Source organism: Candidatus Pelagibacter sp. PS_44, assembly GCF_059417735.1.
Genome location: NZ_CM182063.1, coordinates 863,603 through 879,522 on the forward strand (window position 1 = coordinate 863,603; position 15,920 = coordinate 879,522).

General features: G+C 26.7%; 13 protein-coding genes. 5 read left to right on the plus strand and 8 right to left on the minus strand.

Annotated elements, in window-relative coordinates; translation table 11 throughout:
- The first annotated feature begins 26 nt into the window (after window positions 1-26).
- Window positions 27-656 carry a hypothetical protein gene (locus AC5SLO_RS04800; RefSeq protein WP_494572846.1) on the plus strand — a complete coding sequence of 210 codons (630 nt, stop codon included), beginning with the start codon at window positions 27-29 and terminating at the stop codon, window positions 654-656.
- A 43-nt stretch (window positions 657-699) separates the two neighbouring features.
- Complete coding sequence (locus AC5SLO_RS04805) at window positions 700-1,587, plus strand: hypothetical protein (RefSeq protein WP_494572847.1); 888 nt, start codon at window positions 700-702, stop codon at window positions 1,585-1,587.
- Window positions 1,588-2,057: 470 nt separating this feature from the next.
- On the opposite strand, the gene AC5SLO_RS04810 is transcribed toward AC5SLO_RS04805, so the two are convergent.
- A complete protein-coding gene (locus AC5SLO_RS04810) occupies window positions 2,058-2,429 on the minus strand; it encodes a pyrophosphohydrolase domain-containing protein (RefSeq protein ID WP_494572848.1) in 372 nt (123 codons plus the stop codon).
- Window positions 2,430-2,495: 66 nt separating this feature from the next.
- Between AC5SLO_RS04810 and fumC the strand changes: the two genes are divergently transcribed.
- Complete coding sequence (fumC, locus tag AC5SLO_RS04815) at window positions 2,496-3,884, plus strand: class II fumarate hydratase (protein ID WP_494572849.1); 1,389 nt, start codon at window positions 2,496-2,498, stop codon at window positions 3,882-3,884.
- On the opposite strand, the gene AC5SLO_RS04820 is transcribed toward fumC, so the two are convergent.
- Entirely contained in the window at window positions 3,872-5,602 is a 1,731-nt protein-coding gene (locus tag AC5SLO_RS04820; RefSeq protein WP_494572850.1) for an AsmA family protein, read from the minus strand. The two genes, fumC and AC5SLO_RS04820, sit on opposite strands and share 13 nt — an antisense overlap.
- 43 nt (window positions 5,603-5,645) lie before the next feature.
- Here AC5SLO_RS04820 and AC5SLO_RS04825 point away from each other — a divergent pair, with 43 nt between their 5' ends.
- Window positions 5,646-7,676 carry an ATP-dependent helicase gene (locus AC5SLO_RS04825; protein WP_494572851.1) on the plus strand — a complete coding sequence of 677 codons (2,031 nt, stop codon included), beginning with the start codon at window positions 5,646-5,648 and terminating at the stop codon, window positions 7,674-7,676.
- Complete coding sequence (locus tag AC5SLO_RS04830) at window positions 7,673-9,367, plus strand: M24 family metallopeptidase (RefSeq protein ID WP_494572852.1); 1,695 nt, start codon at window positions 7,673-7,675, stop codon at window positions 9,365-9,367. The genes AC5SLO_RS04825 and AC5SLO_RS04830 overlap by 4 nt, the downstream gene beginning before the upstream one ends.
- On the opposite strand, the gene ligA is transcribed toward AC5SLO_RS04830, so the two are convergent.
- The 6 genes from ligA to AC5SLO_RS04860 form a co-directional block, all read right to left on the minus strand.
- Window positions 9,350-11,380: an NAD-dependent DNA ligase LigA gene (gene ligA / locus AC5SLO_RS04835; RefSeq protein WP_494572853.1), complete on the minus strand. Its 2,031-nt coding sequence runs from the start codon at window positions 11,378-11,380 to the stop codon at window positions 9,350-9,352. The two genes, AC5SLO_RS04830 and ligA, sit on opposite strands and share 18 nt — an antisense overlap.
- A gap of 3 nt (window positions 11,381-11,383) precedes the next feature.
- Window positions 11,384-12,211 (minus strand): outer membrane protein assembly factor BamD, encoded by an 828-nt coding sequence (locus AC5SLO_RS04840; protein ID WP_494572854.1) that lies wholly within the window; start codon window positions 12,209-12,211, stop codon window positions 11,384-11,386.
- 32 nt (window positions 12,212-12,243) lie between these two features.
- Window positions 12,244-13,164 (minus strand): UDP-3-O-acyl-N-acetylglucosamine deacetylase, encoded by a 921-nt coding sequence (lpxC, locus tag AC5SLO_RS04845; protein ID WP_494572855.1) that lies wholly within the window; start codon window positions 13,162-13,164, stop codon window positions 12,244-12,246.
- A 78-nt stretch (window positions 13,165-13,242) separates the two neighbouring features.
- A complete protein-coding gene (locus tag AC5SLO_RS04850; RefSeq protein ID WP_494572856.1) occupies window positions 13,243-14,349 on the minus strand; it encodes a cell division FtsA domain-containing protein in 1,107 nt (368 codons plus the stop codon).
- On the minus strand, window positions 14,349-15,023 hold the full coding sequence (locus tag AC5SLO_RS04855) for a cell division protein FtsQ/DivIB (protein ID WP_494572857.1): 675 nt from the start codon (window positions 15,021-15,023) through the stop codon (window positions 14,349-14,351). Before AC5SLO_RS04855 ends, AC5SLO_RS04850 begins: the two co-directional genes overlap by 1 nt.
- Window positions 15,004-15,918 (minus strand): D-alanine--D-alanine ligase, encoded by a 915-nt coding sequence (locus tag AC5SLO_RS04860; protein WP_494572858.1) that lies wholly within the window; start codon window positions 15,916-15,918, stop codon window positions 15,004-15,006. The genes AC5SLO_RS04855 and AC5SLO_RS04860 overlap by 20 nt, the downstream gene beginning before the upstream one ends.
- Window positions 15,919-15,920 lie beyond the last annotated feature (2 nt).

Below are 15,920 nucleotides of genomic sequence, written 5' to 3' on the forward strand. Positions count from 1 at the left end.
ATTCACGATACGATAAATTGCTTGTTATGGATAAAATTTTTAAATTAACAGCATCAGAATATGCATCGATGTTAGGATTAACCACGTCTGCTATAAGAAAACGACGTTTAAAAGGATTAGAAGAAAATAATTTTAAATTTGAAAACGGAAAATACTTTTATAAGGCACCCGAGAGAGACCGTCCAAACATAGTAGAAGTCACGCCTCATAATAACCCTAAATTTCACGGTAGCCAATTCAGACCGTTAAAATACAAAAGCCAATACAACAGAAAAAAAAGAAGAAGGAACGTAGCAGAAGGCGAAACAAACTATCATAACGCCCGGAACGGTTGGCAATTAGAGCAATTAAACAATATGCGAAAGTTAGCAAAATTAAATAATGAATTATCAGCAGACGGTTTATTAGAAATTAAAGATGATATTATTGCAGTTGCAAAAGACAGAGTGCAGCAAAGAAAAAAAAGAGAGGCACAATCCCGAGCCGAGATCCATTTTCAAAGAACAGATGAAGGACAGAAACTAAATTATTTGGCACACGATAGAAGACTACGAGACCGGGAGTCTGAACAAATGTCCGGCAGATGGTTCAACCACGATAGTGGACAAATGGAGGACTTCTCTCCACCAAAAAAGAAATACGATTATTATGGATAAATCATTAAACAAACAGAACGTTAATACCCCTAGAGAAGAAACTATGTCCGAACGTATTGAACGGTTGATGTATCAGTACGGAGATTCAGACGCTTTAAAACCAAAGCATCTATACAATAAAAATATAATCAATTCAGAAAATTGGAGACAACCACCTAGACCGTTTTTAATGGACGATAGGGAGTCATATCCTTCAAATGAAGACCAACGACAACGCATTATACAGGAGGACCCACAAATGCAAAATACGATGACCATAAATGAGATAATGTTAGCAGAGTCAAAACCCTCTGACATAAAAAAACAAGATAAAGAAACTAGAAAATTAATCCGTATGGCAAAAGCCAAACGTTTCAGACTACTCAACGAAGAAAAAAGAAGCAAAGTAGGTACACCAAAAACAGAAAAATTATTTGAAAATATATTTGATGCAAATGGTTTAAGAGCTAATAATAAAAAACCCGTTAAAGCTAAATCCCCGGTCAAAGCTCCGGTGGCAACTGTACGGGTGCCCTTAAATAGTGGTGGTGCTATCGACGACCCAGATTATTCTAAATATATTAAAGAAATAGAACTTGGCAATCTAGACCCTTCTATCCCCTTCGATAAATGGATTAAACAATATGAAGAAACCGATATCGACGGTCCATTATCAAGAAAAGAAAAGACGGTTTTAGATGATATTAATTTAGAGTCTGCTTTAGCAAAAATTGAAGAAGCTATGATGGGTGTATCTGGTCTAATGGCTAGAGCTAGATTAGAAGGTGGAGGCAAAGTTATAAAATTTTCTGATTATAAAAAACCTAGAATTAAAGAATTAGATTTAGCATCATATTTTAAAGCCGGTATGGCAGTTGCTAACTTAACACCAGATGAACGGGATATAGTTAATGATCTTCTACGTAGAACTTTAGGCAAAGATCCTAAATAATGGCGTTCAACTCAACTGCGTATATGCGAAAGTATATGAAACAAAAAAGAGCCGAAGGCGTATATCCAACTAATTGGAGGCTACACAAAAAATCAAAAAAAATTTGGTATAAAATTTTGCATAATTTTTTCGGATTTAACTTTATTTTTCAAAATCAAAAACGGGGTGTCTCTACGTTTAAAACTCTGATTATAGGGTTAGCTCTGGGTCCCATATTTATAAAAATGGGGTATGCCCCCTCGTTAACTAAATCTCCGTACCCCTCCAAAAAGAGACTCCTTTTTTAGTTGAGTCTTGCGAAACGACCGGAGGCAACAGCCGACGGTTCGGACCTTAAATAAGAGTCTCATATCAGTTGCAATTCGACCTTGAAAACGGACTCCAACAATGCCATTATAGCGTAGTGTTTTGGTTCGTTTAGAGCCATTAACGAAGATAGGTCCGGGGCACCTGGCAACAGAACGCCCCTATTAATTTATAAATTTACTTAAATCAGGTTTATAATATTTAGGACCCTTCATAACTTTTCCTGCATCATTATATATAGGTTTGCCGTCTTCACCTAGCTTACTCATATTAGAATTTTGAACCTCTTCAAAACATTTATCAAGATCGATACCAAATGCATGTCCAGCACCATAAGTTACATACAAAATATCTGTTAAAGCGTCAGCAACTTCTAAAAGATCTTTATTTTCCATTGCAATTTTAAGTTCTTCGAGTTCTTCTTTAATTAGATCATATCTTAAAGTATTTATCTTATCAGAACTAAAAGATGGCTTAGTTTTAACCTCTTGGCCAAAGGTTTTCATAAAAGTTTTTACTTTGTTAAAATTTGTCATTTAGCTCCTGTAAGTTTTTTAATTTTAATATATAAGTATACTAAATTAAGAATAATATATTAATCAATGAAATTAAGAAAAGAATTTGACAGTATTGGAAGTATAAACGTTCCTAATGATAAATATTGGGGAGCGTCAACCCAAAGATCTAATAAATTTTTTAACATTGGAAAAATTTTAGTAAATATTTCAATAATTAAATCAATAGCAATTATAAAAAGATCAGCAGCATTAGTACATTTTAAAGAAAAACAGATTGATAAAAAAATTACTAACTCAATCATAAAAGCTTCTGATGAAGTGATAAAAGGAAAATTAGATGAAAATTTTCCTTTAAAAGTTTGGCAAACAGGTTCTGGTACTCAAACAAACATGAATGTAAATGAGGTGATTGCAAATAGAGCAATTGAGATATTGGGTGGAAAAAAAGGTTCAAAAAAACCTGTTCATCCAAATGATCATGTGAATAAATCTCAATCAACTAATGATGTTTTTCCAACAGCTATGCATATATCTGTTGCTCAAGAAACTGTATCAAAATTATTGCCAAATTTAAAAATTTTAGAAAAAGAATTAGCTAAAAAATCTAAAGAATTTAAAAGTATTATTAAAATTGGTAGAACTCATTTACAAGATGCAACCCCATTATCACTTGGTCAAGAGTTTTCAGGATATCAAGTTCAATTAAAGAAATCTATTGAAAGAATAGAGTTTGCCCTTAAAGAGATATTCTTTTTAGCACAGGGTGGCACTGCTGTTGGAACTGGAATTAATTCAAGAAAAGGTTTTGATAAAAAAATTGTTAAAGAAATTGCTAAATTTACAAAATTACCATTTAAACCTGCTGTAAACAAATTTGCTGAATTGGCTGCCCACGACTCTATTATAAATTTTTCAGGAACTTTAAATACTTGTGCTGTTGCATTGATGAAAATATCAAATGATATAAGATTTCTTGGATCAGGACCTAGAGCTGGATATGGAGAATTAATTCTTCCTGAAAATGAACCTGGCTCATCTATTATGCCTGGTAAAGTTAATCCTACGCAATGTGAAGCCGTTACAATGGTTTGTGCCAATGTTATTGGAAATCATACAGGTATTACTGTTGCTGGTTCTCATGGTCACTTTGAATTGAATGTATTTAAACCAATGATAGCCCACAATGTTCTTCAATCCATAGATCTTATTGCAGATAGTACAAAAAATTTTGCTCTCTTTTGTGTTAAAGGAATTAAAGCTAATAAGAAAAGAATTAAAGAGCATCTAGATAACTCTCTAATGTTAGTTACCGCTCTTGCTCCTAAAATTGGATATGACAATGCTGCAAAAATTGCAAAAACTGCTCTAAAAAATGGAACTACTTTAAAAGAAGAAACTTTAAAAACTGGTCTTGTAAAAGAGAAGGATTATGATCAGATAGTAGATCCTAAAAAAATGATTTACCCCTCATAAGCATCGAGTAAATTATTTAATAATCTTTTAGTTTTAATTATATTATTTAAATTATTATCCTCAAATTCCTCAATAATATTTAAAATTTGATCATCTACTTTTTTATTATCAATTTTGACATTATTGAATTTAATCACATTATTTGAAAAATCATAATCAAAATTTATAAAAACATTATTAATTTTTCCTCTAGATTTTTTTTTTGTGTTAAGAGATGAGAATAATTCATTATTATTCTTAATATCAAAAAATAAATTTGTATTTAAAATCAATCTATTATCTTGGACAAATAAATTACTATTGCTTAACTCAAATGATCCTATGTCACTATTAATAAATTTTGTTTTATTAAAGTTTATTTTACCATTAATTATATTTAGATAGATTTTAGAATTTTGAAAAAGACTCTTTTGGTTATTTGAATTAGCATTGATAAGAATTTTTAAACTTATATTGCTATTAAATAATGATTCTGATTTTAGTAATTCTATTAAAATAGGATTAAAATTTAATAGCCTAGATATTTTATTATGATTTAAATCAATTTTTAAATCTAGATCAAATGGATTAATTGATAAAATTCCATTGTAGTCAATTGTGTTATTTTTAATTCTTGAATTTTTGGATAGAAAAATAACACTATTGTTGCTTAATTTAAATTCTGAATTTAATAGAGTTCCTAAGAAAGTAACAATATTATTTCCTTTAGCTTGACCATCATTATCAACAATATAATTATTAATAATTTCTAAATTAAGAGATTTTGCATTAAATGAAATTTTTTTTTCAATTTGTTGATCATTTTTACTTTTTATTTCGAATGTAAACGGTATTGAAAAAATACTTCCTTTGAGATTAAATTTGTTATTTAATGCTTCATCATTAAAAAAAAGATTTGCATCATTAATTTTTACTATAGCGAATATTTCGTTAATGTTATCTTTAAAAAAGATATTACCTTTGTCAAATTGAATTTTTTTATTAGAAAGTTTCTCCTTAATTGAACTATTAAATCTTTTTAAATCAATCCCTGATAAAGAAAAATTTGCATCTTTTATAATAATATTTTTTAAAGTTATTTTTTCTTTATCAAAAAAATTACCTTGATTGATAAATACTTTAAAATTTCTAACTTCACCTATTGTTTTTTTATTATTTGGCTCATTTGATAATATATTGGTATCTTTAATTAAAAAATGTGGAGATGGAAGAATACGGTAAGAAATATCTTCAGTAGATGTTAAATCAATTTTAAATTCACTAAGAAGATTTTTTTTGATTTTTTCCTCTACCCAAGTTTTATCGTATATACTAGGTAGTAATAAGTAAAAAATATATAAAAACAATGAACCAATTAAAGTTATTAAAACTTTATTTAATCCACTAATATTAAATTTATTAAAATTACTTATTTTAGAGCTTTTTCCAAAATATTTAGTTTTTAAATTATCAAGCTTAAAAAAAAAATTTTGAGTAAATGTATTTACATTTTTAGTTATTTTTTTTTTAAAAAAATAACTAATTAAATCACTTATTTTTATAAAAAAGTCTGATAATGGTTTTTTTACTAAGTTGTTAAACAGTTTATTAAATTTTTTAGACAAATTCCAAAAATGCAAAACAAAAAAATATTTTATTTTATATATAACTTTTAATAGTGTATTTATGATCAATAAATCAATCAGATTTGTAATTTTTTTGGTATATTTTTGTTTCATATCTACTAATAAAATTTAATAAGCTTATAATGAATATTCTAAAATGATAAACTCTGATTATTTAAATGATCTAAATAAAGCTCAAAAAGAAGCAGTTTTACACCTTAATGGACCATTACTTATAGTTGCTGGAGCAGGCTCGGGTAAAACTAAAGTTCTCACATCTAGAATCGCTCATATAATTAAAGAGAAGAAAGCTTTTCCTAATCAGATATTGTCTGTAACTTTTACAAATAAGGCTGCAAGGGAGATGCAAAATAGAATAAGTTCTATGCTTAATTCTGAAGCTACTGGATTATCTTGGCTAGGAACTTTTCATTCAATTTGTGCAAAATTATTGAGAAAACATGCTCCTGCAGCTGGTTTAACATCTAATTTTACGATCATTGACACAGATGATCAGGTAAGACTAATTAAGAATATATGTAAAGCTGAAAATATAGATATTAAACAATTGGCTCCAAAATATATTTTATCCATTATTGATAGATGGAAAAATAAAGGATTTTATCCAAATGAAGTCATTATAAATAAAAATGATATTTATGAAAAAACTGTACTTCCTTTATATAAAATTTATCAGCAAAAACTATTAGATTTAAATGGGTGTGATTTTGGAGATCTAATTTTACATGCTGTAAAAATTTTAGAAAAAAATTTAGATATAAGAGAAATATATTCAAATAATTTTAAATATATTTTGGTCGATGAATATCAAGATACAAACTACATTCAGAGTAGATGGTTATATCTATTATCAGAAAAACATAAAAATTTATGCTGTGTTGGAGATGATGATCAATCTATTTACAGTTGGCGTGGTGCAGAAATCAAGAATTTTTTAGAATTTGATAAGGTTTATGAAAATGTAAAAGTAATAAGATTAGAAGAAAATTATAGATCCTCACAAAATATTTTATCCGTTGCCTCAAATTTAATAGCTAATAATCAAAATAGAGTTGGCAAAACTTTAAAAACCACAATGGATGAGGGTGATTTAGTTAAACTTAATTGTTTTAAAAATGGAAAAGATGAAGCAATAGGAATTTCAGATGAAATAGAAAACAAATTAAAAAAAAAATATTCTTTTAATAACATAGCAATTTTAGTTAGGGCAATTTTTCAAACTAGAGAATTTGAAGAACGTTTTTTAAAAATTGGGCTTCCTTATAGGATCTTGGGAGGTACAAAATTTTATGAAAGAGCGGAGATTAAAGATTGTGTTGCATATTTAAGGTTAATTCATCAACCTAAAGATGATTTAGCATTTGATAGAATAATAAACACTCCTAAACGATCTATAGGTGAAAGTACTATTAAATTAATACATGAATTTTCAAAAGAAAACTCCTCAAGTTTAGAAATTTCTTCTAAGCAATTAATTGAACAAAATTTAATCAAACCAAAAACTAAAATAGGCTTGAGTTCTTTTTTATTTTTAATGGATAAATGGAGAAACGATATCAATATAAAAAAAATTAACCATGTAAAATTACTCCAGCTAGTCTTAGATGAGTCGGGCTACTCTTCAATGTTAAAGAATAAAAAAGACGTTGAAAATGAAAATCGCCTAGAGAATATTAAAGAGCTTCTCAGTGCAATGAAAGAATTTGATAATTTAGAGAGTTTCTTAGAACACGTTGCATTAGCAACATCAGTTGATCAAGATTGGGATGGTGAAAAAATTAATATGATGACTATGCATGGCTCAAAAGGGCTGGAGTTTGATGTGGTTTTTCTACCTGGATGGGAGGAGGGACTTTTTCCACACCAAAAATCAATTGAAGAAAAAGGTCAAAATGGACTTGAAGAGGAAAGAAGGTTGGCTTACGTAGGAATAACTAGAGCAAAAAAGAAAGCACTTGTGTCTTTTGCAATGAATAGATTTTACCAAGGAAATTGGATTGATAGTATGGCCTCAAGGTTTATCGATGAACTGCCAGAAGAATTTTTAGAAAAAAACTCATATTTCGATGACAGTAAAGATGATGATTTTGAATTTAATCAAGATTTTGAAACTAATGAAGAAATAAGAAGCCCAGGTTGGATACGATATCAAAAAAGAATTAAATGATTATAGAAAAAATAAATAATTTAAGAAATAAATTCAAAAAATATAAAATTGATGGCTACATTGTTCCTAAAAATGATGATTATTTTTCTGAATATGCCAAAAATGATAGATTAAAGAAGATTACAAAATTCTCAGGTTCAGCGGGCTTAGCTGTTATTTTAAATAAAAAAAATTATTTATTTGTTGATGGTAGATATACTATTCAAGCTCAACAAGAATCTTCGGATAATTATAAAATAATTGAGATACATAAAAAACTTCCAAATGAAATTATTAAAAATCTAAACTTAGGTTATGATCCAAGTCTATTTACAAAAAATATACTTAAGAAATATTTTTCAAATAATAATTTAACTGCAATAAACCATAATTTAATCGATCAAATATTTAAATTTAAAAAGATAAAAACAAAATCTTTTTTTTCCTTGGATAAAAATGTTGTAGGCGAATCTCATCATTCAAAAATTTCTAAAGTAGTAAAATTGATTAAATCAAATAATGCTGATTATTTGTTTGTGAGTGCACCCGAAAATGTTGCCTGGTTACTAAATATTAGAGGCCATGATAATCCTAACAGTCCAATACCAAATGCAAGATTAATTATTAGTAAAAATAAAAAGATATATCTAATAACTAAAAAATCTAACGCAAAAACTATTATTAAAGAAAAAAAAATAAATATAAAATATATTGTTGATGAAAATAATTTATCTAATTTATTCTATCAGTTAGAAGAGGGTAATTTTATAATTGATAATAAGTCTTGTTCAATTTTATATGAAAACATCATAAAAAAAAGATTCAAATTATTAAAAATTGAAGATCCAATTTATAAATTGAAATCTATTAAAAATGAGCAGGAGATAAAACATATGATGGAAGCTCATAAAAAAGATGGGCTGGCATTAACAAAATTTATTTATTGGATTAAGAATGTTAATAAAAAAGTAATTACAGAAGTTGATGCACAAAATAGATTGGAAAAATTTAGAAAATTAAATCCAACCTATTTATACCCAAGTTTTAATACAATAGCTGGTGCAGGATCTAATGGGGCCATAGTTCACTATAGAGCAACACCTAAAAATACTAAAAAGATCAAAAAACAAGACCTTTTATTAATTGATTCAGGTGGTCAATATAAATTTGGTACAACAGATGTTACTAGAACCATTTGTTTTTCTAAGCAAAAAAAATCCATAATGAATACTTATACTAATGTTTTGAAGGGACATATTGCAGTTGTTCAAACCAATTTAAATAAAATTAATACTGGAAAAAAAATAGATATTAGAGCTAGAAAATTTTTAAAAAAAGTAGGCTTAGACTATGCGCATGGAACGGGACATGGTGTTGGTTTTTTCTTAAATGTTCATGAGGGTCCACAATCAATTTCAAAATATAATAATATTAAATTAACTAAAGGAATGATTTTGAGTAATGAACCTGGGTTTTACAAAAAAGGTCATTTTGGAATTAGAATAGAAAATTTGATATATGTAAAAAAATTTAAAGATAAGTTATTATTTGATAATTTTACGCTTGCTCCCATAGAAAAAGATTTGGTCAATCACAAGCTACTAAACAAATCTGAAAAAGATTATTTATTTAGATATCATTTAAAAATTTACTCTGAGTATTCATCTTCATTAAATAAAAATGAAAGAAGATGGTTAGCCAGTCTTATTTAGCATTTTTAATAATTCTTTTTGATCAATAATTTTTATATTTAATTCTCTTGCTGTATTTATCTTTTTAATAGTCGGTTTTTCACCTGCTATTAAATAATTTAATTTTTTATTCACATTACTAATTATTTTTCCTGAATTTTGTTCAATTAAAGATTTTGCCTCTGCTCTACTAATTCCATTTAGCTTACCTGTGAGCATAAAAGTTTTATTATTCAACAATCCTTTATCATTTATTAAAATCATATTTTGTATTTTAAGTTTTTTTCTCAATTCAGATAGCACATCCAAATTTGTTTTATTTAAGAAAAACTTTTTTATTGACTGAATTTGAGTATTACCAATACCATCAATATTCGATAAAATTTCTATGTTCTTATTCTTTGATAATTTAAAAAAATTATCTGCAGTTTTTAAATGCTTTGCTATAAGTTTAGCATTTTCTTGTCCTATATGCCTAATTCCTAGAGCGTAGATAAACCTATCTAAAGAAATTGTTATTTTTTTTTCAATTGAAAATTTTAAATTTTTAACAGATAATTTTCCCCATCCTTCTAATTTTTCTATTTTATCATAATCAAAATTAAAAATATCTTGTGGGAGTCTTATTAGCTTTAAGCTCCAAAAGTTTTCAACAATCTTTTTACCCAATCCATCAATATTAAATGCCTCTTTTGATACAAAATGTTTAATTTTTTCTATTGCAATTTTTTCACATTCATATCCCTCACTAGTACATCTTCTAACAGCATCTTTTTTTTTTGTTGTCTCATTATAATCTTTGACAGTTTTGTTGCCACACGATGGACAAATAAGAGGAAAATTAAATTTTTTAGAGTTTTTATTTCTTTTTTTTATATCAACTGAAACAACATGGGGTATTACATCTCCTGCTCTTTCAACGGTCACTGTATCCCCAATTCTTATATCTTTCCTAATAATCTCATCTTCATTATGTAGTGTGGCATTAGAAACTAAAACACCACCAATATTAACTGGCTTAATCTTTGCAACAGGTGTTAGGGCACCTGTCCTTCCTACTTGGATCTCAATACTTATTATTTCAGAAATTGAGCTATTAGCTGAAAATTTATGTGCAATAGCCCATCTTGGGGCATTTGCAGCAAATCCTAATCTTTTTTGTAAACTAAAATCATTAATTTTATAAACTACACCGTCTATATCAAATGCTATTTCTTTTCTTTTTTCCTCTAAATTCTTATGATTAAGCATTAAATTTTTAATACCTGATATTTTTTTATTAAATGGATTTGTCTTAAAACCCCAGACTTTTAAATTTTCTAAAAAATCTGTTTGATTATAAATCTTCATTTCTGATGTGTAACCAAAGGTATAAGCAATAAATTTCAATGGAATTTTAGCAGTAACATTTGGATCTTTCTGTCTTAGTGATCCTGACGCTGCATTTCTAGGGTTTGCAAATTTTTCACTAATCTTTTTAAAGTCATCATTTTCTATAAACACTTCACCTCTAATATCAATTTCATTAGGAAAATTTTTTGTACTTACATTATGTGGAATATCCTTAATTGTTTTTAAATTTTCTGTAATATCCTCTCCTTCGTCTCCATCACCTCTGGAAAGTCCCTTTATAAATTTTCCATTAATATAGATTAATGATGCTGATATTCCATCAATTTTAGGTTCAGCACTATAATCAATTATATTTTTTTCATCTAAGCTTAAAAAATTAAATATTTTTTTTTCAAAGCTTTTTAAGTCTTCTTCGTCAAATGCATTTCCAAGGGATAACATTGGAACTTTATGTTTTATTTTTTCAAAATTTTTTGATGGCTTAAAACCTACAATTTTTGATGGAGAATTTTTATTATTTAAAAATTTGTAGGAATTTTCTAAATCAATTATCTTCTTTTTAAAAAAATCATATTCTTGATCTGAAATAATTGGACTATTATTATCATAATAATTTTTATTATATGCCTCTAATAATTTTATTTTTTCTAAATAATCTTTACTTATTTTTTTCTTATCCATTTATTAAAAAAGTTTTTTAAATTTTTCTTTTAAACTTTTTTTTTCATTTTCAACTTTTATTGTTTTATATTCTTTATTGAGTGTGCTGTAGGTTTTTTTGTACCATTCACTAGAAAGATAGTTATATCCTAATAAACTTGCATATTTTTTAGCTTCACCCTCAAGACCAATTTTATAATGAATTTCTACTAATCTGTGAATTGCTTCCTCCGTATAAATTGTTGTATCATAGTCATTCAATACAATTTTAAACCTGTTGATTGCTGCTACCCATTTTTCTTTTTTTATGTAATGCCTACCTAAATACATTTCCTTTGATGCCAAAACATCATTGATCAAGTCTATTTTAAACTTTGAATCAAGTGCAAAATCAGTGTTAGGGTAATTCTGAATTACAAATTTAAATTTATTTTTTGCTTCTATTAATGGTTTAATATCTTTTTTTTCTCCTTCAATATTTTCGTAATAAGACAAACCAATTAAATAATGCACATAGTCCATTCTAGGGTCTTTAGGATATGTTTTTAAAAATCTTTCAAGATTGTATAAGGCCTCTGAATAATTGCCTTCAATATAATAAGCATAAGATGCCATTAAAGATGATTTTGATGCCCATTCAGATTGTGGGTATAGTAGCTCCGCTTCTAAAAATTTTTTAGCTGCAAAAAAAGTATCATTCTCATCAAGAGCTTTTACACCTTCTTTGTAAGCTTGTATCATTTCATCTTCTTGATTAATCTCTTTAATTAAAGAAATTTCCTTATCATTTTTTGAACAACCATTTAAAATAAAGATTGATAATAATATTATTAATTTAGATAAAAATTTCATTTAATTTATTATAATTTATATAATAAAAAAAATTAAGCGATAGACCTTAAATGACTTTTATTTATAAAAGAATTTGGCAAATTTTTTTCAGTAATTTCGATTAGTGAAAAGTTTTCATCATTTTCAAAAACTTTTCTTAATAATTGATTTGTAAGCTTATGACCACCTTGAGAACAAACTATTTTTCCAATTATCTTATAGCCAGCCAAGTACAAATCACCCATGCAATCTAAAATCTTATGGTTAACAAATTCTTTTTGATTTCTAAGTCCATTTTGATTTAATACCTGATTATCTTTAACAACTATTGCATTATCAATAGTACCACCTTTTGCTAGGCCTAATTCTTTTAATTTTTCTATATCTTCAAACAAACAAAATGTTCTAGAGTTATAAATATCACTCAAGTCAGATTCGAAAACTTTTACAGAGTTTCTTTGTGTTCCTATAAATTCATTTGTATATTTTAGTTCAAAATCTATATCTAAACTAATTTTACTTGGCTCAATAGTAATTGTTTTGTTTCCATCTACAAATTCTATTTTCCTTAAAATCTTAACAATTTTAATGGGGGTATCACTATTTTTAATCCCAATTTTAGAAATAGCTTCAACAAAAAGTTTTGCTGAACCATCTAAAATTGGCACCTCTTGATTATCAATTTCAATTAATGCATTATCAATACCTAAACCATATAAAGCTCCCATTAAATGTTCTATAGTTGATACACTTGCCCCATGATCATTTGAAATGGTCGTACAAAATACTGCACTGCTTACATTGAATATATTTGGAACAACAACATTATTCTCTTTTAAATCTATTCTTTTAAAAATTATTCCAGTATTTGGTGCGGCAGGCTTTACAGTCATAGTTACAGCTAAGCCACTATGAAGACCAATACCATTAAATTTAATATCTTGATTGATAGTTTTTTGATTTAAAACAGACATAATGGTCTTATAAATAGTTGGATTAAATTAAGAAAAACAAGAAATGTTACAGTAAAATACTAAAAATTCTTAACTTGGTTATCTAAATAAATGAAAAAGTTTTTCAAAAAAACCCTGTTTTATTGATTTTTTTGGAACTATTAAAACTTCTTGTTTATTTGGTTTTGAAATTAAGCTGAAACCTGACCAACAAATATCCTCAAGTGTTTCTTCCAAAAAATCAATATCATTTGCAAAGGAAATGTTATCTTTGAGCTCACTATCAAGTATTTTAGATCCTTGACCAGTTAATACCATCTTAAATTTCTCAGTTAAAAATAAATTTGATTTAATTGACTTGCTGCATAACTCAAGGATTTCTTCCGTTCTAGCAAAAATTATTTTTTGAAGCATGTCTGCTGATTCAATTTCATCACTAAGAATATTATTTTGATCAAAATTGAGTTTTATTTTTTCAGATTTTTGTAAACTCATATCCAATACCTTGGAGAGATCTTTTGTAATATGGTTACCACCAACAGGTAAAACATCTAACAGAGCTATATTTTCATTTAAATACGTAATTATAGATGTTTTATCAAATCCAACATCAATAAATGATACGGGCCCACTAAGATTTAAGTTACTTTTATAATGAATGGATTTTGCGTAGCTTGTACAAATAATTCTATCAACTAAAATATTTAATCTAGAAAAAATATCTTTAAAATTTAGAACTAATTCTAAAGGTAGGCAAATAAAAAGTATGTCTAAAGAAAAAAAATTACAATTAATTTTATCTGGTAAAAAGAGGTAATCAACTCCATTAATCTTATAATTATTAATGATGATATGGGCTATATTGTAACCAGTATAATATTTTAAAATTTCTTGTTTTGCCTCTTGAACTAAAAATTTTATATTTTCTTTTTTTAATTTTGATCCATCAAGTTTTTTGGATAAAGAAATACTTATTGAGAGCATCTTAGGGCTATCTAGCATCAGATTTACACTGTTGATATATTTGTTTGAGTCTCTCTCAAGTAAATTTACAATTTCTTTAATTTTTAACTCTAGGCTTATATTGTCTTTAAGAAATTCACTTTCTGTAAAGTATGCATCATTGTCATTATCTATATTAATTGTTGCTGCTCTTATTTTAGATGAACCACAATCAAAAAAAGTTTGATAATTTGTATTAGACATTAATTTATTGTTAAGCGATCTTTTACCCTAAGATCTATAATTTTTTTATTAACTTGATCGTCTTCAATAATCTTATATGCAAGATTTAAAGCTACTAAGGAATTTTCTAAAGGCAACTTAATCAGAATATCGTTATTGGTTAAAATATCCCATCTATTTGACTTAAAAAAATATAATGTCTTAAATTTATCAAAGGTAAACTTTGATTGTTCAATATCTTTTTTTAAACTTAAAAAGCTTTTTGATTTAAAATCTCCAAACAAGAAAGGTAAATTTTCTGAATTTTTTGCATCTCTAATAAGTTTACCATTTGCTCCAACTAATAATTTATTGTCATTTGATGTTCGGGCTAGATATCTGGTGGGTGTAATATTTATCACTATATTTGCAGGATAAATTCGTTTAACGCTATATTTTTCTATAATATTGTAGTCATCAATTATGTCGACAATTTCTTTACGATTAATGAATAAAATATTTTTATTAACTAAACTTTTAAGTCTATTTGAAATGTCAAAATTATTATCATTTGAAAGACCTTGAATTGTTATTTTATTATTTGTAGATAAGTATTCTTTATTGTTGAGTGTAAATTTACCACTTATTGTACTTAATGTAATTAGCAATATAAAATAAATTACTATTTTATTTTTTTTACCTATTGATTGATGCATCTTTTAAAATCCACTCAATTAATTTGATAAAAGTTATACCTTTGTGACTCGCAATTTCTGGTACTAATGAAAGTTTAGTCATACCTGGCTGTGTATTAATTTCTAGTAAATAAAATTTACCTTTATGATATTTAAAATCTGATCTTGATACTCCTCGACAGCCAACTATTTGATGGGCTTTATTTGCGATGTTTTCAACCTTACTCAAATCTTTTTTAGATAAATCTACAGGAATTATGTGTTTTGTTTTAGCGTTTGAATTATATTTTGCTTCATAGTCATAAAATTTTCTTTTAGGTTTTAACTCAATTGCGCCAAGCACTTTTTGGCCCATTACAGCAACCTGTATTTCTCTTCCTTCAATAAACTCTTCAATTAAAATTTGTTTATAAATGTTTAATTTTTTCAAATTTTTTATGAAATCTTTTTTTGTACATATATAAACATGTACACTTGATCCCTCATTTACTGGTTTTATTACAACTGGAAATTTTAATTTTTTATCAATTTCTTTAGTTATATTTTTGATTGGTCTTAAAAAATCGTACTTAATATATTTTGGTGTTAAAATCTTGTTTTTAAGAAAAATTTTTTTTGATAATTCTTTATCCATAGCAATTGATGATGCAAGTATACCTGAATGAGTATAAGGAATTTTTTGTGTTTCTAAAATTGATTGAATATAGCCATCTTCTCCATATTGTCCGTGCAAAGCATTAAAAATTATATTTGGCTTAAATGATTTTATATTTTTAAGTAAATTATTATTTGGTTCACTTATTTTAGTTCTATAACCATTTTTTTTTAACTCATTAAAAACTTGCTTTCCAGTATCTAAACTTATTAATCGCTCTTTGGATATTCCTCCACAAATTACTAAGATTTTTTTTTTCATAG

Excerpts from the sequence above, each read along its gene's own strand:
- AC5SLO_RS04825 (WP_494572851.1), top strand. The coding sequence starts at position 5,646 with ATGATAAACTCTGATTATTTAAATGATCTAAATAAAGCTCAAAAAGAA.
- AC5SLO_RS04820 (WP_494572850.1), bottom strand. The coding sequence starts at position 5,602 with ATGAAACAAAAATATACCAAAAAAATTACAAATCTGATTGATTTATTG.
- AC5SLO_RS04850 (WP_494572856.1), bottom strand. The coding sequence starts at position 14,349 with ATGTCTAATACAAATTATCAAACTTTTTTTGATTGTGGTTCATCTAAA.
- AC5SLO_RS04805 (WP_494572847.1), top strand. The coding sequence starts at position 700 with ATGTCCGAACGTATTGAACGGTTGATGTATCAGTACGGAGATTCAGAC.
- fumC (WP_494572849.1), top strand. The coding sequence starts at position 2,496 with ATGAAATTAAGAAAAGAATTTGACAGTATTGGAAGTATAAACGTTCCT.
- AC5SLO_RS04860 (WP_494572858.1), bottom strand. The coding sequence starts at position 15,918 with ATGAAAAAAAAAATCTTAGTAATTTGTGGAGGAATATCCAAAGAGCGA.
- AC5SLO_RS04800 (WP_494572846.1), top strand. The coding sequence starts at position 27 with ATGGATAAAATTTTTAAATTAACAGCATCAGAATATGCATCGATGTTA.
- AC5SLO_RS04830 (WP_494572852.1), top strand. The coding sequence starts at position 7,673 with ATGATTATAGAAAAAATAAATAATTTAAGAAATAAATTCAAAAAATAT.
- AC5SLO_RS04840 (WP_494572854.1), bottom strand. The coding sequence starts at position 12,211 with ATGAAATTTTTATCTAAATTAATAATATTATTATCAATCTTTATTTTA.
- AC5SLO_RS04810 (WP_494572848.1), bottom strand. The coding sequence starts at position 2,429 with ATGACAAATTTTAACAAAGTAAAAACTTTTATGAAAACCTTTGGCCAA.
- ligA (WP_494572853.1), bottom strand. The coding sequence starts at position 11,380 with ATGGATAAGAAAAAAATAAGTAAAGATTATTTAGAAAAAATAAAATTA.
- lpxC (WP_494572855.1), bottom strand. The coding sequence starts at position 13,164 with ATGTCTGTTTTAAATCAAAAAACTATCAATCAAGATATTAAATTTAAT.
- AC5SLO_RS04855 (WP_494572857.1), bottom strand. The coding sequence starts at position 15,023 with ATGCATCAATCAATAGGTAAAAAAAATAAAATAGTAATTTATTTTATA.